Annotated in this window: 22 protein-coding genes; 18 read left to right on the plus strand and 4 right to left on the minus strand. The window is 71.2% G+C overall.

Features of this window, described 5'->3' with window-relative positions; translation table 11 throughout:
- The first annotated feature begins 1 nt into the window (after position 1).
- The 7 genes from aceE to gltX all read left to right on the plus strand — a co-directional run bounded on the left by aceE (position 2) and on the right by gltX (position 7,918).
- Positions 2-2,746, plus strand: a complete 2,745-nt coding sequence (gene aceE / locus ACFFIA_RS36760) for a pyruvate dehydrogenase (acetyl-transferring), homodimeric type (RefSeq protein WP_377260436.1) — start codon at positions 2-4, stop codon at positions 2,744-2,746.
- Between the two features lie 37 nt (positions 2,747-2,783).
- Positions 2,784-3,254: a hypothetical protein gene (locus ACFFIA_RS36765; RefSeq protein ID WP_377260438.1), complete on the plus strand. Its 471-nt coding sequence runs from the start codon at positions 2,784-2,786 to the stop codon at positions 3,252-3,254.
- 105 nt (positions 3,255-3,359) lie between these two features.
- Positions 3,360-3,764 carry a DNA glycosylase AlkZ-like family protein gene (locus ACFFIA_RS36770; RefSeq protein ID WP_377260440.1) on the plus strand — a complete coding sequence of 135 codons (405 nt, stop codon included), beginning with the start codon at positions 3,360-3,362 and terminating at the stop codon, positions 3,762-3,764.
- Positions 3,761-3,943 (plus strand): hypothetical protein, encoded by a 183-nt coding sequence (locus ACFFIA_RS36775; protein ID WP_377260442.1) that lies wholly within the window; start codon positions 3,761-3,763, stop codon positions 3,941-3,943. Before ACFFIA_RS36770 ends, ACFFIA_RS36775 begins: the two co-directional genes overlap by 4 nt.
- 35 nt (positions 3,944-3,978) lie before the next feature.
- Positions 3,979-5,256 (plus strand): GH1 family beta-glucosidase, encoded by a 1,278-nt coding sequence (locus ACFFIA_RS36780; protein WP_377260444.1) that lies wholly within the window; start codon positions 3,979-3,981, stop codon positions 5,254-5,256.
- Positions 5,253-6,512, plus strand: a complete 1,260-nt coding sequence (locus ACFFIA_RS36785; protein WP_377260446.1) for an MFS transporter — start codon at positions 5,253-5,255, stop codon at positions 6,510-6,512. The genes ACFFIA_RS36780 and ACFFIA_RS36785 overlap by 4 nt, the downstream gene beginning before the upstream one ends.
- Entirely contained in the window at positions 6,509-7,918 is a 1,410-nt protein-coding gene (gltX, locus tag ACFFIA_RS36790) for a glutamate--tRNA ligase (RefSeq protein ID WP_377260448.1), read from the plus strand. The genes ACFFIA_RS36785 and gltX overlap by 4 nt, the downstream gene beginning before the upstream one ends.
- Before the next feature lie 89 nt (positions 7,919-8,007).
- On the opposite strand, the gene ACFFIA_RS36795 is transcribed toward gltX, so the two are convergent.
- Positions 8,008-8,331 carry a PIN domain-containing protein gene (locus ACFFIA_RS36795; protein ID WP_377260450.1) on the minus strand — a complete coding sequence of 108 codons (324 nt, stop codon included), beginning with the start codon at positions 8,329-8,331 and terminating at the stop codon, positions 8,008-8,010.
- Positions 8,332-8,759: 428 nt separating this feature from the next.
- Between ACFFIA_RS36795 and ACFFIA_RS36800 the strand changes: the two genes are divergently transcribed.
- On the plus strand, positions 8,760-9,410 hold the full coding sequence (locus ACFFIA_RS36800) for a hypothetical protein (RefSeq protein ID WP_377260452.1): 651 nt from the start codon (positions 8,760-8,762) through the stop codon (positions 9,408-9,410).
- Between the two features lie 82 nt (positions 9,411-9,492).
- Here ACFFIA_RS36800 and ACFFIA_RS36805 read toward each other — a convergent pair whose 3' ends face one another.
- A complete protein-coding gene (locus tag ACFFIA_RS36805; protein ID WP_377260454.1) occupies positions 9,493-10,128 on the minus strand; it encodes a TetR/AcrR family transcriptional regulator in 636 nt (211 codons plus the stop codon).
- A 22-nt stretch (positions 10,129-10,150) separates the two neighbouring features.
- Entirely contained in the window at positions 10,151-10,504 is a 354-nt protein-coding gene (locus tag ACFFIA_RS36810) for a hypothetical protein (protein WP_377260456.1), read from the minus strand.
- A gap of 345 nt (positions 10,505-10,849) precedes the next feature.
- Between ACFFIA_RS36810 and ACFFIA_RS36815 the strand changes: the two genes are divergently transcribed.
- The 4 genes from ACFFIA_RS36815 (at position 10,850) to ACFFIA_RS36830 (ending at position 13,638) form a co-directional block, all read left to right on the plus strand.
- Positions 10,850-12,001, plus strand: a complete 1,152-nt coding sequence (locus ACFFIA_RS36815; protein ID WP_377260458.1) for a sensor histidine kinase — start codon at positions 10,850-10,852, stop codon at positions 11,999-12,001.
- A gap of 5 nt (positions 12,002-12,006) precedes the next feature.
- Positions 12,007-12,654, plus strand: coding sequence for a response regulator (locus ACFFIA_RS36820; RefSeq protein WP_377260644.1), 648 nt, complete (start codon positions 12,007-12,009; stop codon positions 12,652-12,654).
- A 271-nt stretch (positions 12,655-12,925) separates the two neighbouring features.
- Positions 12,926-13,141: a hypothetical protein gene (locus ACFFIA_RS36825; protein WP_377260460.1), complete on the plus strand. Its 216-nt coding sequence runs from the start codon at positions 12,926-12,928 to the stop codon at positions 13,139-13,141.
- Entirely contained in the window at positions 13,141-13,638 is a 498-nt protein-coding gene (locus ACFFIA_RS36830; RefSeq protein ID WP_377260462.1) for a hypothetical protein, read from the plus strand. The genes ACFFIA_RS36825 and ACFFIA_RS36830 overlap by 1 nt, the downstream gene beginning before the upstream one ends.
- A gap of 6 nt (positions 13,639-13,644) precedes the next feature.
- On the opposite strand, the gene ACFFIA_RS36835 is transcribed toward ACFFIA_RS36830, so the two are convergent.
- A complete protein-coding gene (locus ACFFIA_RS36835) occupies positions 13,645-13,971 on the minus strand; it encodes a phosphatase PAP2 family protein (protein WP_377260464.1) in 327 nt (108 codons plus the stop codon).
- Positions 13,972-14,021: 50 nt separating this feature from the next.
- On the opposite strand from ACFFIA_RS36835, the gene ACFFIA_RS36840 reads away from it, so the two are divergent.
- The 6 genes from ACFFIA_RS36840 (at position 14,022) to fabF (ending at position 19,425) form a co-directional block, all read left to right on the plus strand.
- The gene (locus ACFFIA_RS36840; protein WP_377260466.1) at positions 14,022-14,237 is read left to right on the plus strand and encodes a hypothetical protein; all 216 of its coding nucleotides are present in this window, start codon (positions 14,022-14,024) and stop codon (positions 14,235-14,237) included.
- Positions 14,238-14,380: 143 nt separating this feature from the next.
- Positions 14,381-15,580: a PucR family transcriptional regulator gene (locus tag ACFFIA_RS36845; protein ID WP_377260468.1), complete on the plus strand. Its 1,200-nt coding sequence runs from the start codon at positions 14,381-14,383 to the stop codon at positions 15,578-15,580.
- A 113-nt stretch (positions 15,581-15,693) separates the two neighbouring features.
- Positions 15,694-16,863 carry an acyltransferase domain-containing protein gene (locus tag ACFFIA_RS36850; protein ID WP_377260470.1) on the plus strand — a complete coding sequence of 390 codons (1,170 nt, stop codon included), beginning with the start codon at positions 15,694-15,696 and terminating at the stop codon, positions 16,861-16,863.
- The gene (locus tag ACFFIA_RS36855) at positions 16,863-17,807 is read left to right on the plus strand and encodes a beta-ketoacyl-ACP synthase III (protein WP_377260472.1); all 945 of its coding nucleotides are present in this window, start codon (positions 16,863-16,865) and stop codon (positions 17,805-17,807) included. The genes ACFFIA_RS36850 and ACFFIA_RS36855 overlap by 1 nt, the downstream gene beginning before the upstream one ends.
- A 152-nt stretch (positions 17,808-17,959) precedes the next feature.
- Positions 17,960-18,199, plus strand: a complete 240-nt coding sequence (locus ACFFIA_RS36860) for an acyl carrier protein (RefSeq protein WP_377260474.1) — start codon at positions 17,960-17,962, stop codon at positions 18,197-18,199.
- Between the two features lie 2 nt (positions 18,200-18,201).
- On the plus strand, positions 18,202-19,425 hold the full coding sequence (gene fabF / locus ACFFIA_RS36865) for a beta-ketoacyl-ACP synthase II (protein ID WP_377260476.1): 1,224 nt from the start codon (positions 18,202-18,204) through the stop codon (positions 19,423-19,425).
- The last annotated feature ends 1 nt before the right edge of the window (position 19,426 follow it).

A 19,426-nucleotide genomic window follows, 5' to 3' on the forward strand; every position in this document is an offset into this window, starting at 1 on the left:
GGTGGCTACCGAACGCAAGCGCCCGGTGATCAGCGATGGCCTGCCGAGCCAGCTTCTCGACATCGATCCCGAGGAGACCCGCGAGTGGATCGAGTCGCTCGACGCGGTCATAGACGAGCGCGGCGCCAAACGCGCCCGTTACGTCATGCTGAGCCTGCTCGAACGCGCCCGGGAGCGCCAGGTCGGGGTCCCGCCCCTGACCACGACCGACTACATCAACACCATCCCGCCGGAGCAGGAGCCCTGGTTCCCCGGTGACGAGTTCGTCGAGCGCCGCATCCGGGCCTACATCCGGTGGAACGCCGCGATGCTCGTGCACCGCGCCCAGCGCCCGGAGATCGGCGTCGGCGGCCACATCTCGACGTACGCCAGCGCCGCCTCGCTCTACGAGGTGGGCATGAACCACTTCTTCCGCGGCAAAAACCACCCCGGTGGCGGCGACCACATCTTCTTCCAGGGCCACGCCTCCCCGGGCATGTACGCGCGGGCGTTCCTGGAGGGACGGCTGGGAGAGGAGCGGCTCGACGGGTTCCGCCAGGAGCTGTCGCACGCCGGTCCGGGCGGTGGCCTGCCCAGCTACCCGCATCCGCGGCTGATGCCGGACTTCTGGGAGTTCCCCACGGTCTCGATGGGGCTCGGCCCGCTCAACGCGATCTACCAGGCCCGGTTCAACCGGTACCTGCACCACCGGGGCATCAAGGACACGTCCGACCAGCACGTATGGGCGTTCCTCGGCGACGGTGAGATGGACGAGGTCGAGTCGCTCGGCGCTATCGGGCTGGCCGCCCGCGAAGAGCTCGACAACCTCACCTTCGTGATCAACTGCAACCTTCAGCGCCTCGACGGGCCGGTGCGCGGCAACGGCAAGATCATCCAGGAGCTGGAGGCGTTCTTCCGGGGTGCCGGCTGGAACGTGATCAAGGTCATCTGGGGCCGCGAGTGGGACCCGCTGCTCGCCGCCGACACCGACGGCGCGCTGGTCAACCTCATGAACACCACGCCCGACGGCGACTACCAGACCTACAAGGCCGAGTCCGGCGCCTTCGTCCGCGAGCACTTCTTCGGGCGCGACCCCCGCACCCGCAAGATGGTCGAGCACATGAGCGACGAGGAGATCTGGAACCTCAAGCGCGGCGGCCACGACTACCGCAAGCTCTACGGGGCGTACAAGGCGGCGGTCGAGCACACCGGCCAGCCCACCGTGATCCTCGCCAAGACGATCAAGGGCTGGACGCTCGGCTCGCACTTCGAGGGGCGCAACGCCACCCACCAGATGAAGAAGCTGACGCTCGACGACCTCAAGTCGTTCCGCGACCGCCTCTATCTCGACATCCCCGACTCGGCGCTGGAGTCCAACCCCTACCTGCCGCCGTACTACCACCCGGGTGAGAAGTCGGATGAGATGCAGTACCTCCGCGAGCGGCGCGAGCACCTCGGTGGCTACCTGCCGTCCCGGCGCACCACCACGATCCCGCTGCAGATCCCGGGCACGGAGCGCTTCGCCGACGTCAAGCGCGGCTCGGGCAAGCAGAAGGTCGCCACCACGATGGCCTTCGTCCGCCTGCTCAAGGACCTGATGAAGGACAAGGGGTTCGGCAGGCGGTGGGTGCCGATCATCCCGGACGAGGCGCGCACGTTCGGCATGGACTCCCTCTTCCCGACGCAGAAGATCTACTCGCCGCACGGGCAGAAGTACACCTCCGTCGACCGGGAGCTGTTCCTGTCGTACAAGGAGGCGACCGCGGGGCAGATCCTGCACGAGGGCATCAACGAGGCGGGCTCGGTCGCGTCGTTCACGGCCGCCGGCACCTCGTACGCCACGCACGGCGAGCCGATGATCCCGCTGTACATCTTCTACTCGATGTTCGGCTTCCAGCGTACCGGCGACGGCTTCTGGGCGGCCGCCGACCAGATGGCGCGCGGCTTCGTGCTCGGCGCCACGGCGGGTCGCACCACGCTCAACGGTGAGGGCCTCCAGCACGAAGACGGCCACTCGCACCTGATCGCGGCAACCAACCCGGCGGTGGTGGCCTATGACCCGGCGTTCGCGTTCGAGATCGCGCACATCGTGGAAGACGGCCTGCACCGCATGTACGGCGAGCAGGCGGAGCCGATCTTCTACTACCTGACCGTCTACAACGAGCCGATCGTCCAGCCCGCCGAGCCGGAAGGGCTCGACGTCGAGGGCGTCAAGCGGGGCATCTACCGCTACTCTCCAGCGCCCTCTGTGGAGGGTCCGCGCGCGCAGATCCTCGCCTCGGGCACGGGCATGCAGTGGGCGCTCAAGGCCCAGCAGCTGCTCGCCCAGGACTGGGGCGTGGCGGCCGACGTGTGGTCGGTGACCTCCTGGACCGAGCTGCGGCGCGACGCCGTACAGGCCGAGGAGCACAACCTGATGCACCCGGGCACGCCACCGAAGACGCCGTACATCAAGGCGAAGCTGGCCGAGGCGTCCGGCCCGGTCGTGGCGGTCAGCGACTGGATGCGGGCCGTGCCTGACCTGATTTCCCGATGGGTACCGAGCGACTACACCTCGCTCGGCACCGACGGCTTCGGCCTCTCCGACACGCGGCACGCGCTGCGCCGGCACTTCCACGTCGACGCCGAGTCGGTCGCGGTGGCCACGCTGCGCCAGCTCGCCGCGCGCGGCGAGATCCCGGCGTCGGTACCGGCCGAGGCGGCCAAGAAGTACGCGATCGACGACGTCAACGCGGCCCCGGTCGGCGAGACCGGCGGCGACAGCTGACCCACCGGTCTTGTTCCATGCGGCCATCCTTGACGGGGTGAGCCGCATGGAATGGGTGGTCTTCGACCGGCGGGACCCGTCGGTCGTGGTCGAACTCCTCCGCGGGGTCGCCGCCACCGGCGACCCCGGGGAGTACGGCGACGGCGTCGAGGTGGTCGTCGAGGCGCCGGCGCCCACGTTCCTGCGCGACATCTTCGGCGCCGAGCCGGCCAGCGCGCACATCGCGGTGACCAAGCCGGGCGGCGAGGTCGGCTACCCCTTCCACGTGCGGCTGGTCAGCGATCAGGGCGGCGACGCCGGCCGGCGGGCGCCTCGGCGAGGCGGCTGGGCGATCAGCAACTCCGCGGGCCTCGCGTTCCTGATGCAGAAGGGCGCGGCGGGCGCCCCGTACGACTGGGCCGACCTTGTCGACGGCGCCATCGCCGCGCTCACCGCCCTGCGTACCGACGCCGGCGACCCCGGCTGGCGGGCCGCCGTGGATCGCGAGGTGTTCCGGGCACACTGGTGACCACTTATAGTGGTTCCGCCGCGGCGGCCGCTGCCGGCGCCCAGGCCCGTCGCGCCCTCTCGGGCTCGCCCGCAGCGGGCGACCCCGACCGCGATGCGGGGGATCATGACAAAGCCGACGTGGGATCAGATACTTCGCTGGCGGATCGAGCGGCAGTTCCTCGGCTCCACGCGGGGTGAGGACACGGCGGCGGTGGCCCGGCGGCTCGGTGGCGTGCACGCCCAGCTCGCCGCATCCGCGGTGACCGCGCTCGACCTGCGGGTCGCCGGCGGCGCCACCGCCGAGAGCGTCGACGGGGAGCTGTGGGGCAAGCGGCGGCTGGTCAAGACCTGGGCGGCCCGCGGCACGCTGCACCTGCTGCCCGCCGACGACCTGCCCACCTGGGTCGCGGCTCGATGCCGGCGGCGCTGGTCGGCGAGGTGGCCCGGAAGCGCCCCGCCTCGGTGCACCTGCTGCCCGCCTTCGACCCGTACACGGTGGGGAGCCTGCGCCAGCTCGATCGGGTCGTGACCGGCCCGCACAAGGCCAAGGTGTCCCGCCCGCAGGGGTGGATCTCGCCCGCGCTCGTGGTCGACGGCCGGATCGAGGGCGTGTGGGAGGACGGCACGGTGACCCCGTTCGGACCGTCGAGCAGGACCGTCCGTTCGGCCCTGGCGAAGGGGTTCCCCGGGATCGATGTCGCCGACTAGAGTGCGAGGATCTTTCGCGTTCTAGGAGGTCGGGAGTGGCCTTTACCTGGGGTGTGTCGACGGCGGCCTACCAGATCGAGGGCGGCGTCACCGAGGGCGGGCGAGGCAGGTCCATTTGGGACACGTTCGCCCACGAGCCGGGGCGGATCGCCGACGGCGCCACCGGCGACATCGCGTGCGACCACTTCCACCGGTACCAGGAGGACGTCGACCTCATGGCCGGGCTCGGCGTCGACGCCTACCGCTTCTCGGTGGCGTGGCCGCGTGTCCAGCCCGACGGCACCGGCCCGACCAACCCGGCCGGCGTCGCGTTCTACGACCGGCTCGTGGACGCGTTGTTGGCCAAGGGGATCGACCCGGTGGTCACGCTCTTCCACTGGGATCTCCCGCAGGCGCTGGAGGAGAAGGGCGGCTGGCTGAGCCGAGACACGGCCTTCCGCTTCGCCGACTACGCCGAGCTGGTCGCCCAGGCACTCGGCGACCGCGTGCGACTCTGGATCACGCTCAACGAGCCGTTCATCCACATGACCCTCGGATACGCCACCGGCGAGCACGCGCCCGGCCAGACTCTCCTCTTCGGCGCGCTCCCCGTGGCGCACCACCAGTTGCTCGGCCACGGGCTGGCGGTGGCGCGGCTGCGGTCGCACAGCTCCGGCGCGGTAGCGATCACCAACAACTACTCCCCCGTCTGGCCTGTGAGTGATGGCGACGCGGAGGCTGCGGCCGCCTATCACGCCCTGCACAACCGGCTCTTCACCGACCCACTGCTCGGGCGCGGCTATCCGGAGCTGGGCCTCGACCCGACGGTGGTACACGACGGCGACCTCGACACGATCGCCACACCGCTCGACGCGCTGGGCGTCAACTACTACAACCCCACCGGGGTACGTGCACCGTCCACTCCAGACAGCCCATTGCCGTTCGAGTTCGAGCCGCTCTCCGGTTACCCCACCACGGCGTTCGGCTGGCCGGTCGTCCCGGACGGCCTGCGCGAGTTGCTCGTGTGGCTCAAGGAGGAGTACGGCGACGCGCTCCCGCCGATCCACGTGACCGAGAGCGGCTGCGCGTACGACGGGATCGACGACCCCGAGCGTGTGTCCTATCTGGACGGGCATATCGCAGCGGTTCGGACGGCCATCGAGTCTGGTGTGGACGTACGCGGCTTCTTCGTCTGGTCCCTTCTGGACAACTTCGAGTGGGCCGAGGGGTACACCAAGCGGTTCGGGCTTGTGCACGTCGACTACGACACGCAGCTGCGCACGCCGAAGACGTCGTACGCCTGGTACCGGGATCTCATCAGAGCCTCCCGATGACCGCCGGGATCGCACCGCTGCCCGCCGCGCTCGCCGAGCCGACCGTACCGGTGCGGCGAAGCTGGATCGCGCTTCTGTTCAGCGCCAACCTCGGCGTGTGGATGGCGTTCTTCACACCGATCCAGGTGCTGCTGCCCAACCAGGTGGAGCTGATCGACCCGGCCAACAAGGAGGCGATGTTCGGCTGGGTGACAGCGCTCGGCGCGCTCGCGGCGGTCATCGCCAACCCGTTGGCCGGTGCGCTCTCCGACCGCACCAGCCCGCGTCTCGGCGGCCGCGACTACGGGCGGCGCCACGTGTGGACGTTCTCCAGCGCGATCCTCGGCGCGGTGTCGCTGGCGATCCTGGGCCAGCAGCGCACGATCGTCGGCGTCGCGGTGTGCTGGATCGCCGCGCAGGTGTGCTTCAACGCCGCATTGGCCACGCTCACCGCCGCGATTCCCGACCGGGTACCGGTGGCGCAGCGCGGTGGCGTCTCCGGCTGGGTCGGCATCCCGCAGTCGCTCGGCCTGGTCGTCGGCGCCGTACTGGTCACCGCGATCTTCACCGAGAACAAGGCGGGGTACTACGCGGTCGCGGTGGCCGTGCTGATCCTGGCGCTGCCCTTCGCCCTGCTCACGCCGGACGACCCGCTGCCGCGTACGCACCGGCCGAGAGCCCCGCTCCTCGCCGGGCTGTGGATCAGCCCGCGCCGCCATCCGGACTTCGCCTGGGCCTGGGGCACGCGCTTCCTCGTCCAGGTCGGCAACGCGCTCGGCACGCTCTACCTGCTCTACTTCCTCCAGGATGGGGTGGGGTACCACGATCCCGAGGGTGGCCTGCTCGTCCTCATCCTGATCTACACGGCGGGCATGATGGCCACGGCGGTGGTGGCGGGACGGCTCTCCGACCGTTCCGGGCGCCGCAAGGTCTTCGTGATCTGGTCCGGCGTGATCATGGCGGTGGCGGCGGTCCTGCTGGCCGTCTGGCCGCTCTGGGCGACGGCGGTCGTGGCGGCGGTGCTGCTCGGTGCCGGATACGGCGTCTACCTGGCCGTCGACGCCGCGCTGATCACGCAGGTGCTCCCTCGCGCCACCGACCGGGGCAAGGACCTGGGCGTTATCAACATCGCCAACTCGGCCCCGCAGGTGCTCGGCCCGGCGATGAGTGCCCCGATCGTGGTACACCTCGGCGGTTACCCCACGCTGTACGCGCTGACCGCCGTCGTCACCCTCCTCGGCAGCGTATTCGTCGTACGGATACGCTCGGTGGCGTGACCGTACGCACGCGCTTCGCCCCTTCTCCGACCGGTATGTTCCACGTCGGCGGTGCCCGCTCGGCGTTGCAGAGCTGGCTCTACGCGAAGCAGCAAGGCGGCGCCTTCGTCCTGCGGATCGAGGACACCGACGCCGCCCGCAACCGCCCCGAGTGGACCGAGGGCATCCTCAACGCGCTCGACTGGATCGGCATCACGCGCGGCACCTACGAGGGTCCGTACTTCCAGTCGGCCAATGCCGGTGAGCACCGCGCCGCCGCCGACAAGCTGTTCGCCGCCGGCCGTGCGTACTACTGCGACTGCACCCGCGAGGACGTGCAGGCCCGCACCGGCTCGCAGTACCAGGGATACGACGGCTTCTGCCGCGACCGCGGCCTGACCGCGGGCCCCGGCCGGGCGCTGCGCTTCCGCACCCCCGACGACGGCCTCACCGTCGTGGTCGACCTCATCCGCGGCGAACCGACCTGGGAAAACAAGCTGCTGGAAGACTTCGTGATCGCCCGCGGCGACGGCTCGCCCGTCTTCCTGCTGGCCAACGTCGTCGACGACATGACACAGGGCATCACGCACGTGATCCGCGCCGAGGAGCACCTGCCCAACACGCCGAAGCAGCAGCTGCTGTGGGACGCGCTGGGCGTGAAGCCGCCGGTCTGGGCACACCTGCCGGTCGTCGTCAACGAGAAGCGGCAGAAGCTCTCCAAGCGGCGCGACAAGGTGGCGCTGGAGGCGTACCGCGACGAGGGCTACCTCGCCGACACCATGCGCAACTACCTGATGCTGCTCGGCTGGGCGCCGAGCGGCAACCGGGAGATCGTGCCCTGGTCGGTGATCGAGGAGGAGTTCCGGCTCGAGGAGGTAAACCCGTCGCCGGCGTTCTTCGACGAGAAGAAGCTGCGCGCCTTCAACGGCGAGTACATCCGCGCCCTCGACGAGCGCGGCTTCGTCGAGGCCTGCCAGCCGTGGCTCACCGGCACCGAGACGATCCCGCCGCCCCCCTGGCGCCCGGAAGACTTCGACCCGGCCGCCTTCGCCGCGGTGGCGCCGCTCGCCCAGACCCGGATCACCGTGCTGAGCGAGATCGTCCCCAACGTCGACTTCCTCTTCGTACCGTCTCCGGAGATCGACGAGGCCTCGTGGGCGAAGGCGATGAAGGAGGGCGCCGGCGACCTGCTCGGCGCCGCTGCCGCCGCCTTCGCCGCCCTCCCCTCGTGGGACGCCGAGTCGCTGAAGGCGGCGCTGGAGGCGGTCGGCGCCGAGCGCGGTCTCAAGCTCGGCAAGGCACAGGCCCCGGTGCGGGTCGCGGTCACCGGCCAGGGCGTGGGGCTGCCGCTGTTTGAGTCGCTGGTGGTGCTCGGCAAGGAGCGCACGCTGGCCCGCATCGAGGCCGCCCGCGTCCGCCTCCCCTGACGGGACCGCAGGCATTAAAAGACCCGGCCCACAAGGGACCGGGTGAGTAATACGGAGAAGTCTAGCGGTGAGGTGGCGGCTTCGCCACCTCACCAGCCCGCCGGTTTGGCGTAGCCGCCGGCCGGATCGGACAGTTGATGGCGCAAATAGTCCACCGCCGTCAGCTTGCGCCACCAATGGTTGCCGACGCCTTCGTCTTTCGTGCCCGCCAGATCGCCGGCGAACAATCCCGAGCGTGGATTGACGTGACCCACGGGCACGCGTGCGCGCGCGGTCAGCACCGGCAGCCGGAGGTCACTGTCGTTGGAGATCACGACCACGCCGTCAACGCGCTCCTCGAGGATGTCGACGAGCAGGTGTGTGGCGACGTTTACATCCGTGCCCTTCTCCTCCTGGTGAAGGTGGGACACCATGAAGATCGCCCGAGGGTCTGAGGCGCCTTGCGGGGATAGCGGCTCACGGTACGCCGACTTCGCTGTTGGTGATGACCCGCCAACTCAGCGTCGACCACATAGGACGCACATGGCCTCTCTCTGGCGCACCGCTGGATCGGTGTCAAGAAGCGGCGGGCGGCTCCGACCGAGGGGTGGAGAGAAACCTCGAGGAGGAGACATGACCACAACGTCGTGCCCTGAACCCCGGCCCCCCACGCTCGCGTGCGGACGGTTACGATTCGGCCGCCGAATGAATGGGCCTGTCGTCAGCCAAGCGATGATCGCAGATAGTTCCAAAAACCTGGTCAGCGCATGCAACCACACAGGACTTGGCGGAGTCTTTGGTTAAAGCGGATCGTCGGCCGGCACCACGGGCGAGGCCATCCATCGGGGCGGGGAGGTCGGTCATGGTCGCAGGGGTGAGCCGCCGGTGGTTCATGAGCGGAGCGGTCCTCGTCGCCATCGCCGCGCCCCTGCTCGCTCCCTCGCCGGTCCTCGCCGCGCCGCCGAAGCCCGACACCATCACGATCGCCGGTGACGATCTGGCCGAGCCGATCACGGTGCGGTCCAAGCCCGCGCCGGAGCTCTTCGCGGCCGTGCTGAGCCAGGTGAGCTGGCTGGCCGATGCCAAGGGCCAGACCAGTTCGCCCAAGGCGGGCAACCTCGGCCCGAAGTACACGGTGGTCGTGCACGTCGGCGAGCAGGCCAAGCAGACCTACGACCTCTACCCGCTGGCCGCCGGCGGGCCGCGCGCCTTCCGCCCGGCCAAGCAGCCCGACAAGCGCAAGACGACCAACGCGTGGTTCTACGGGCGGCTGACGATGTCCGAGACGCTGCGGGCGACCGGCGTGCCGCTGCCGGAAAAGCCGGAGACGCTGCACGGCGGCATCGGTGGCGGCGAGCGCGTCTTCGACGAAGACACGCTCAACCCAGGCCGCGACCTCGACAAGCTGCTCGGCGACCTGCGCGAGGTGCTGCTGCTCAACGGCGCCGTGGTGCTGGTCATCACGCTGGGGCTGGCGGGCATCTCGCTGCTGGTCCGCCGCCGCACGCGCTAGCCGAGGTCGTGGACCGCGGAGGGCGAGGCCGCGGGAGCGGCGGTCTTGACCACGGCGGACGTCGCGGTAGCCCGGATTCTGTCTAGGATCGCGGACGGTCCGCGATGGACTCGATCAGGTGGATGAGGTCGCGCAGGTCGGCCTCGAACTCGGCGTCCCAGTCGACGTCGCCGCCCAGCCACCGGGAAAGCCGCTGGTGGGCCGGCAGCTCCCGCTGGTCGGCGGCCGCCTCGGCGCCGTGGTGCCTGGCGGCAAACCGCCCGTTGACCTCCGACGTGGCATACCCCAGCACGAACGTGGAGAGCATGCGCTCCAGGCGAGGTATCTCCGGCTCGGGCACACCCGCGTCGAGCAATGCGGCGTAGATCAGGTCGACCACGCGCAGGGCGTCCGGCGTGGCCGAGGGGCGGTCCATGAGCAGCGGGTACGCGCCCGGGTGAGCGCTCGCCAGCGCCCGTGCGGCACGCGCCACGGCGCGCAGCCGCTCGCGCCAGTCGCCCGGCTGGCGGCCGTCCGGCACGGCACCGGCGGGCAGCAGCTCGGCGAGCAGGCGGTCGACCAGCCCGTCGAGCAGGTCGTCCTTGGTGCCGACGTACGGGTACAGCGCCATCGAGGTCAGCCCCAGCCGTCGCGCGACGGCACGCATCGAGACCGCCGCCAGGCCGCGCTCGTCGGCCAGGGCTAGCGCTTCGTCCAGAATCTGCTGTTTTGCCCGCACTCGTACAGCCTAGAGAGGGCGCTCAGCACCACCGGCCCGGCGGGCGCTCCCGCCGTGTCGCGCGGGCCCGGGGGCGTACGGCACCGTGCCGGTGGGCCCCCGCCCACCCCGACCGGCTGGACCGGCAGACCGCCGGGCCGTGCCGCTCGGGCACGACCGTGCGCCCTTCGTCCGCCGGTGGCTCCACCAGCGGAACGGGCTGCGCGTCAGCCTCGGCCGACACCGCCCCGGAGGCGCCGGACGGCACCGACTCCTCCACCGGCTGCGGCCCGGCCCCGCAGACCCACCGCAGTTGCCTGCCGGGCAACCCGTGCTCGCCCAGCAGGTAGTGCTGCTCGCTCTCGGCGCTGCCGTGCTCGGCCTCCCCGTGCGCCATATATCGATCTCCTCACCGGCGGATCACCGCCTGTACCAGGCACCCCCGCTGCCTACTACATCACTCCTTGGCCCGAGCCGGAAATAACGTGGCCCACAGTGGGAAAGCGATCATCCAGACGACGAGCGCCCGGTCAGCCCGGCTGAGCTGTTCGGTCCGGCTCGAATCACCGACAAAGGCGATACCGCCCGCCAGCGGGCCACGCATCCCAGCCTCGCCGGACCTCGGCGGCTCGCCCTCGCCCGCCGAGCGGGAATCCGCGTACATCCTTTGACGGACGCCCGCGCACCACGGCTCGTCACGCGGTCGGACGTCGCGCGGCCCCACCTGTGATGTGATCGGAACGTGTCCCGGGCAATGCGGCGTGACCTGACCCTGGCGGGCCTCTCGCTGGCCGGCGGGCTCGTCATGCTCGCGCTGGGCATCGCGCACACCGTCCAGCCGTGGCCGATCGACGTGCCCACAGCGCTCTACGTACCGTCGCTCGTGGTCGCCTGCGTGGCGCTGGCCCTGCGCCGCGTCGCCACCCGCACCTGCCTCGCGCTCGGCACGGTCGCCGTCGCCACCGACGTCGCGCTGGGCAGCTCACTCGGCACGCTGCTGGTGTACTCGCAGGTCCTCTACGACGCCTGCCTGTACGGCTCGGCGCGCATGTGGCGCGTGCTGCTGCGCATCGGCATCGTGCTGAGCGCGGCCGCGGCCGTGGCGGGCCCGATCCTCGCCGGCTCGTGGCGAGGGCTGCAACTGGCCGTACCCGCGGTTTTGATCCTTATTCTCCCGGTGGTGACGGCGATCAGCGTGCGGCAGTACCGCGACCAGGCCGCCGCCGAGCGGGCCCGCGCCGAGCAGACCGCCCGCCTCGTCGAGCTGGACCGCCGCCAGGCCGTCACCGCCGAGCGCACGCGCATGGCCCGCGAGCTGCACGACGTGATCGCCAACCACATGAGCGCGGCGGCCATCCACGCCACCGCAGCCCTGTCCGTGCACGATCGCGACCCGGCGGCGGTCGAGCAGGCGCTCAAGGTGATCCGGGAGAACAGCGTGCAAGGGCTCGCCGAGATGCGCCAGATGATCGACCTGCTCCGCGAGGGCGCCACCGAGGACGAGCCCACCCGCGCCCGCCTCGCCGAGCTGGACCAGCTCATCGCCCAGGCGCGCGGTGCCGGCCTGACGGTGAGCGTGGCGACCACCGGCGAGCCCCGGCCGCTGCCAGTGGGGGTCGACCTGGCGGCGTACCGGATCGTGCAGGAGTCGCTCACCAACGCGCTGAAGCACGGCACGGGGCGGGCGAACGTGGCGGTCGAGTACCGCACCGCCGCGATCACGCTCACCGTGGAAAACCCCATCAACAGCGGATCCCCGGTACCCGGGGCGGGCGCCGGCCTGATCGGCATGCGCGAGCGGGCGGCGCTGCTGCACGGCCGCTTCGACGCCGGTCACGAGGACGGCCGGTGGCGTGTGTACGCCGAACTCCCCACCGCGGAGGCCGCCGCGTGACCGCGATGATCAGGACGGTCGTCGCGGACGACCAGGACGCGGTCCGCGCGGGCTTGACGATGATCCTGAACGGCGCGCCCGACGTGGAGGTCGTGGGCCTGGCCGCCGACGGCGAGGAGGCGCTGGCGCTCTGCCGCGACCTCCGCCCCGACGTGGCGATCGTGGACGTACGCATGCCACGCCTGGACGGCATCTCCGCCACGCGCGAGATCGTCGCCGAAGGGCTGGCCGACGTGCTGGTGCTGACCACGTTCGACCTGGACGAGTACGTCTTCGGCGCCCTCCGGGCCGGCGCGGCCGGCTTCCTGCTCAAGGACACCGACGCCGAGGGCCTGGTGGCCGCGGTCCGCACCGTCGCCCGCGGGGACGGCATCATCGCGCCGGGCGTGACCCGCCGGCTGATCAGCGCGTTCGCCGCCACCGCGCCCGGCGCGCCCGCCGCCCTGCGCGAAGCGGTGGCCGCCCTCACCCCGCGCGAGCGAGACGTACTCGCCTGCCTCGGGCTCGGCCTGTCCAACCAGGAGATCGCCGAGCGCCTGGCGATGGCCGGGTCGACCACGAAGACCCACGTCAGCCGGATCCTGACCAAGCTGGGGCTGCGAAGTCGCGTACAGGCCGCGATCCTCGCCCAGGACCTCAACTTGTCGATCTAGGAATAGACCGAATGATCGGCCAATGTCCCCCAACGGCAGCGCGCGCCAACATCGGACCCGAACCGAAGCTCGGCAGTGATCGGCACGGCGAAAGGACGGATGGCGTGTGGCGCTGCCACGACGACCAAGATCGAGCGCGCGTGACATATCGGATGACGTCGTGCTTGCCCAATATGGGCGCGAGGGAGCCAAGCAGACCTTCAGGACGGGTCCTCGTCCCGACCGCGAGAGCGCCCAGAGCTTGACCGTGGGTCCCTGCACGGTCGACCAGGTGACGCGGATCGTCACCGGCCGATTTCCGGACGTGCGGGATCGGGTGCGGCACACCACCGCGGGCCAGCTTCGCGCGGCCGGCTTCGCCGTGGTGTCGTCGCCGACGGCGCGAAACCCCGGCCACGTGTCGGTCTATGTGCCAGACGGCCCCGTTCCGTGGGACGATGAGACCCAGGCCGCGTTTGAGCTGTGCTTTCAGGAGGGAGCGCCGTGATGGCCGTTCGTGTCACGCATGGGCCCACTCCCGGGCACTATGCCCACGTCGCGTCGGTCGGTCGCACCGACAGCGTCGTGCTCGACGAATACAACGGGGTCCCCTCGCTCCTGATATTGGAGATTGACGATGTGCCCATCCTCGGCTGGATGGTGCATGGTCATGGCCAGGAGCATCAGCTCTGGATCTACCTTCCGTTGGAGCGAGACGAGGTCGAAGAGCTGCTTGACGACCCGACTGTCTTGATGGCCGAGTGGGTTGCTCACAAGGCCGGGCGCGCCGCCTTCCTGGGCATGGCCCGTCGAGGAGTGCTGATCCTGACCTCCGAGTGGGTCGTGCCGCGTGTCTCGCCAAAGGCGCTCCCCCTGGCGGCGGCGAGGGCAAATCGAGACGAGCTCGAGCGCGTGTTGAGCCTGAGCAACGATCTCCCCGGTGTCACGACGGAGGCACTGCGCGCCAGCGAACGCACGTCGCAGGAGCTCGCCGACGTCTCCTGACCGGCCCTAGCTGTGCCGATAGGTGCGGGCGGTCACCGCGCGGGCGGTGAGCGGCACCACCGTCAGGGCCAGCAGCCAGCCGCCCAGAACGTCGGTCGGCCAGTGGGCGAGCAGCAGCACGCGGCTCGCGGCCACGAAGAGCGCGAACGCCGCCGCGCCCGCCACCAGTGCCGCCCGGCCCAGCGCGCCAGGTGTGGCCAGAGCAGCAGCACCGCCACCAGCGCGGCCGACGCGGCCTGCGAGGTGTGGCCGCTGGGGAAGCCGTTGCTGCCGACGAAGACGAAGCCGTACGGTGGGCGGGGGCGGTGCAGCGTCCAGTGCATGAGGCCCCACAGCACCGGCACGAGCGCGGTGACCCAGGCGACGAGGTACCCCTCCGGGCGGTGCCGGCGCAGCAGCAGGGCCACGGTGGCGATGACGCCGGCCGCCACGAAGGGGAGGGTCGCCGCGACGTCGGTGGCCACGCGCAGTACGTCGATCAGGCCGGGGTGGTCGGTGCCGTACCGCCGCAGGTCTTCGCTCAGCGCGATGTCCAGCCGTTCGATCGGGGCCCAGTCGCCGAGCACGACCGCCATCAGCGCGAGAAACGCGGCCAGTGACACGAGCGGCACGACCGGCGGAGGGCGGGCGATCATCTTGGCCATAGTGGCACGGACGCCGGCATGACAGTCTGGATCAATGAACCACGGCCGAGTGAGGACCTGGCGTGCAGGCGCCGCGCTCTCCAGTTGAAAATGGTTCGGTGCCACCGGGAAGTGACGACGGCGCCGCGCTGAGCGAGACCGTGCGGCGGATCGAGCGGTCCGCCGGCGCCCTCGCGACCGCGAGCGTGGCCCGCATGGACGAGACCCTCCCCTGGTTCCGCGAGCTCCCGGCCGACCAGCGGGCTTGGGTCATGCTGGTGGCCCAGGCGGGCGTGCGTTCCCTGGTGGAGTGGCTGCGGCGGGACGGCCGGCGGCCCACGCAGGATCTCGCCGACGAGATCTTCGAGGCGGCGCCGACCGCGCTGGCCCGCTCGATCTCACTCCAGCAGACGGTGGCGCTGGTCAAGGTCACCATCGACGTGGCCGAGGAGCAGGTGGGGCACCTGGCCGCCTCCGGCGAGGAGGCCGCCCTGCGCGAGGCGGTGCTGCGCTTCTCCCGGGAGGTGGCCTTCTCGGCCGCCCGGGTCTACGCGCGGGCCGCCGAGTCGCGTGGCACCTGGGACGCGCGGCTCCAGGCCCTGCTGGTCGACGCGCTGCTGCGTGGCGACTCCTCGGACGTACTGGCCAGCCGGGCGGCCGCGCTGGGCTGGGCGGACGCCCCGCCGGTGGCGGTCGCGGTGGGGCGCTCCCCGGGCGGCGAGGCGGCCGCGGTGCTGCACACGGTCTACCGGGCGGCGCGGCGGATCGGCGTGGAGATCATCGGTGGCGTCCACGGCGACCGGCTCGTGCTCGTGCTGGGCGGCGCCACCGACCCCCTCGACGCGACCGCGAAGCTGCTGGCCGGCTTCGGCGCGGGTCCGGTCGTGGTGGGTCCGGCCGTGACCACGCTCGACGAGGCGACCGAGTCGGCGCGGGCGGCGCTGGCCGGCTTCCGCGCGGCGCCCGGATGGCCCGCCGCCCCGCGCCCGGTGGCCGCCAGCGACCTGCTCCCGGAGCGCGCGCTCGCCGGTGACGTCGAGGCCCGTCGCCGCCTCCGGCAGGATGTGTACGGCAGCCTGCTGCGGGTCGGCGGCGAGCTGCTGGACACCCTCGACGCGTTCTTCGCCGCCGGCGGGGTTTTGGAGGGCGCGGCCCGGGCACTCTTCGTCCACCCGAACACGGTGCGTTACCGGCTCCGCCGGGTCGCCGACGTCACCGGCCTGTCGCCGCTGACCCCGCGGGACGGGTTTGCCCTGCGGGTGGCGCTCACGATCGGACGGCTCGATCCGCCTGCGCCTATGACGCAGACCACAGCCTGAACGCTCCTTAGGGCGTAATCTGCGATCTTTGTAGGGTCTCCACAAAGTCCGTAGTGTGGTTTGGTGTATGCCAGCAACCACCTGACCCGTGAGTATCAAGGAAAGTCTTAGTCGTGCTCGCCGTACTCTCGCCCGGACAGGGCTCCCAGAAGCCCGGATTCCTCGCCCCATGGCTGGAGCTGCCCGGCACCGAGGCGCGCCTGCGGTGGTGGTCGGCCCTGGCCGGGGTCGACCTGGTGCACCTGGGCACCGAGGCCGGCGCCGACGAGATCAGGGACACCGCGCGCACGCAGCCGCTCCTGGTCGCCGCCGCGCTCCTGGCCGCCGAGCACCTCCCCATGTACGACGTCTCCGTCGTCGCCGGCCACAGCGTCGGCGAGGTGGGCGCGGCCGCGCTGGGCGGGGTGCTCTCGCCGGAGGCGGCGATCACCTTCGCCGGCGTGCGCGGCCGTGAGATGGCCGCCGCCTGCGCTCTCGAGCCCACCAGCATGGCCGCGCTGCTCGGCGGCGAGCCCGAAGAGGTGGTGGCCGCGATCGAGCAGTACGGGCTCTACCCCGCCAACCGCAACGGCGCCGGCCAGATCGTCGCGGCCGGCGCGATCGACAAGCTGGAAAAGCTGGCCGCCGAGCGCCCCGCCGGCGCGCGGGTCCGCACGCTTCAGGTGGCCGGCGCGTTCCACACACCGTTCATGGCGCCCGCCGAGCGGGCGCTCGCCGCCGTTGCGGCCGGGATCACGCCCGCCGACCCGAGCAAGATCGTGCTGTCCAACCTGGACGGTTCCGCCGTCAACCACGGTCGCGAGCTGCTCCAGCGGCTGGTCCGCCAGGTCACCGCCCCGGTGCGGTGGGACCTGTGCATGCGTACGCTCGCCGACCTCGGCGTCACCGCCGTGATCGAGCTGGCCCCCGCCGGCACGCTGACCGGGCTGATCAAGCGAGAGCTGGCCGCCACCGGCGTACCCGAGATGGTCTCCCTCAACACTCCCGCCGACCTGGCCGCGGCCCGCGACCTGATCGCCCGCCACGGCGTCGCGCCCGACCACGAGCCGACCCCCCAGTTTCGGGTCGTGGTCTCGGCGAGCGCCGGCACCTTCGAGCCCGCAGCCGGCCTGGCCGAGGGCGACGACATCGCCTCCGGCCAGGTGATCGGCCATGTCGCCACCCGCCAGGGGCCGGTCGAGGTCGCCGCGCACGACGCCGGTGTCCTGACCGAGTGGCTCGCGCACCACGATGACCCGGTCGCCCCGGGCCAGCCCCTCGCCCGCATCGGAGGACATCTCTAATGGCCGGTTCGCGCATCCTGTCGATGGGTCACTACCAGCCGTCCCGCCTCGTCACCAACGACGACCTCGCCGCGATCGTGGACACCAACGACGAGTGGATCCGCGACCGCGTCGGCATCGCGACCCGCCGGATCGCGGAGAGCGAGACCGTCGCCGACATGGCCAGCGCCGCCGCCGGCAAGGCACTTGCCGCCTCCGGCCTCACCGCGGCCGACATCGACATGGTGGTCGTGGCCACCTGCTCCTCGATCGACCGCTGCCCCAACGTGGCCAGCCGGGTCGCCAACAAGCTGGGCATCGCCGCGCCCGCCGCGATGGACGTCAACACCGCCTGCTCCGGCTTCTCGTACGCGCTGGGCACCGCCGACCACGCCATCCGGGCCGGCGCCGCCAGCAACGTCATCGTGATCGGCTCGGAGAAGCTCTCCGACATCACCGACTGGAGCGACCGTTCCACCTGCGTGCTCTTCGGTGACGCGGCTGGCGCGGCGGTAGTCACCGCGTCGTCCGAGGGCGAGCCGCCGGGCATCGGGCCGGTCGTGTGGGGCTCGGCGCCGGAGAAGGGCGACGTGCTCAGGATCGAGGGCTGGCAGCCGTACATCCAGCAGGAGGGTCAGACGGTCTTCCGCTGGGCCACCACGATGCTGGCCCCGCTCGCCCGGCAGGCGTGCGAGCGGGCGGGCATCGAGCCGGAAGAGCTCGCGGCCTTCGTGCCGCACCAGGCGAACGCCCGAATCATCGACGGTATCGTCAAGCGACTCGGCGTCCCCAACGCGGTGATCGCGAAGGACATCGTCGAGTCGGGCAACACCTCCGCGGCCAGCGTGCCGCTGGCCCTGTCGAAGATGATCGAGCGGCGCGAGGTGCCTTCCGGCGCCCCGGTGCTGCTGTTCGGCTTCGGCGGCGGCCTCACATACGCCGGACAGGTGATCCGCTGTCCGTGAGCTTTGCCGCCGTCCGCGGACACCGAGCAGCGGGAGCGAAGCGACCAAAGCGACTGAGGTCCACAGGCGGCAGCAAAGGCGCGCGAGCCGCCCTCGCGGCGCGCGGGCAACAACTACCAGACGATCCCATTGCAGGAGAGGAAACAATCCCCATGACCCGTGACGAGATCATCGCCGGCCTCGCCGAGATCCTCGAAGAGGTCGCCGGTGTAAACCCGGACGACGTGGCCGAGGAGAAGTCGTTCACCGACGATCTCGACGTGGACTCGCTCTCGATGGTCGAGGTCGTAGTCGCGGCCGAGGAGAAGTTTGGCGTCAAAATCCCAGACAACGAGGTGCAGAACCTCAAGACTGTCGGTGACGCTGTCTCCTACATCGAGAGCAACGCCTGATCATGCCTTCCACCGACGTCGTCGTCACCGGGCTCGGCGCGACCACCCCGTTGGGCGGGGACGTCGCGTCCACCTGGGACGCAATGCTTGCCGGCCGCTCCGGGGTGGGTCCGCTCACCCAGGAGTGGGCGCAGTCCCTCCCGGTACGGATCGCCGCGCAGCTCGCGGTCGAGCCGTCCGAGAAGATCGAGCGGGTCAAGATGCGCCGGCTCGACCGTTCCGAGGCGGTCGCCCTGATCGCCGCGCACGAGGCGTGGGCCGACTCCGGCCTCGCCGACGCTGGGCTCGACACCGAGCGGCTCGGGGTCAGCGTCGGCAGCGGCATCGGCGGCGCGATGACGCTGCTGGCCCAGGACGACATCCTGGAGACCTCCGGGCCCCGCAAGGTCTCGCCGCACACCGTGCCGATGCTGATGCCCAACGGCCCGGCCGCCTGGGTCGGCCTCGAACTGGGCGCCAAGGCCGGCGTGCACTCGGTCGCCAGCGCCTGCGCCACCGGCGCCGAGGCGATCTCGCTCGGCCTCGACATCATCCGTTCGGGCCGCGCCGACGTGGTCGTGGCCGGCGGCACCGAGGCGGTCGTGCACCCGCTGCCGATCGCCGGCTTCGCCTCCATGCGGGCCATGTCGGTGCGCAACGACGATCCCGAGCGGGCCTCCCGCCCGTGGGACAAGGGGCGCGACGGCTTCGTCCTGGGCGAGGGAGCCGGCGTCATCGTCCTGGAGCGGGCCGACCACGCCAAGGCCCGCGGCGCCAAGGTGTACGCGCGCCTGGCCGGCGCCGGCGTCACCTCGGACGGGTTCGACATCGTGCAGCCCGACCCGCAGGGGGCCGGCTTCATCCGGGCCGTCCGCAAGGCGCTCGCCGACGCCGATCTGAGCGGCAAGGACATCGTGCACGTCAACGCGCACGCCACGTCCACGCCGACCGGTGACATGGTCGAGGTCGCCGGCCTGCGGGCCGCGCTCGGCGACCACCTGGTGCTCACCTCGACCAAGTCGATGACCGGTCACCTGCTCGGCGCGGCCGGCGCGGTGGAGACCATCGCCACGATCCTGGCCATCCGTGACGGGGTCATCCCGCCCACGATCAACCTCGAAGACCCCGAAGACGGACTGCTCGACGTTGCCGCGCACAAGGCCCGGCACCTCGACATCCCCGTCGCGCTGAACAACTCGTTCGGCTTCGGCGGTCACAACGTCGCGCTGCTCTTCGCGCGTCCCTGAC

Source organism: Phytohabitans kaempferiae, assembly GCF_042433955.1.
GTDB lineage: Bacteria > Actinomycetota > Actinomycetes > Mycobacteriales > Micromonosporaceae > Phytohabitans > Phytohabitans kaempferiae.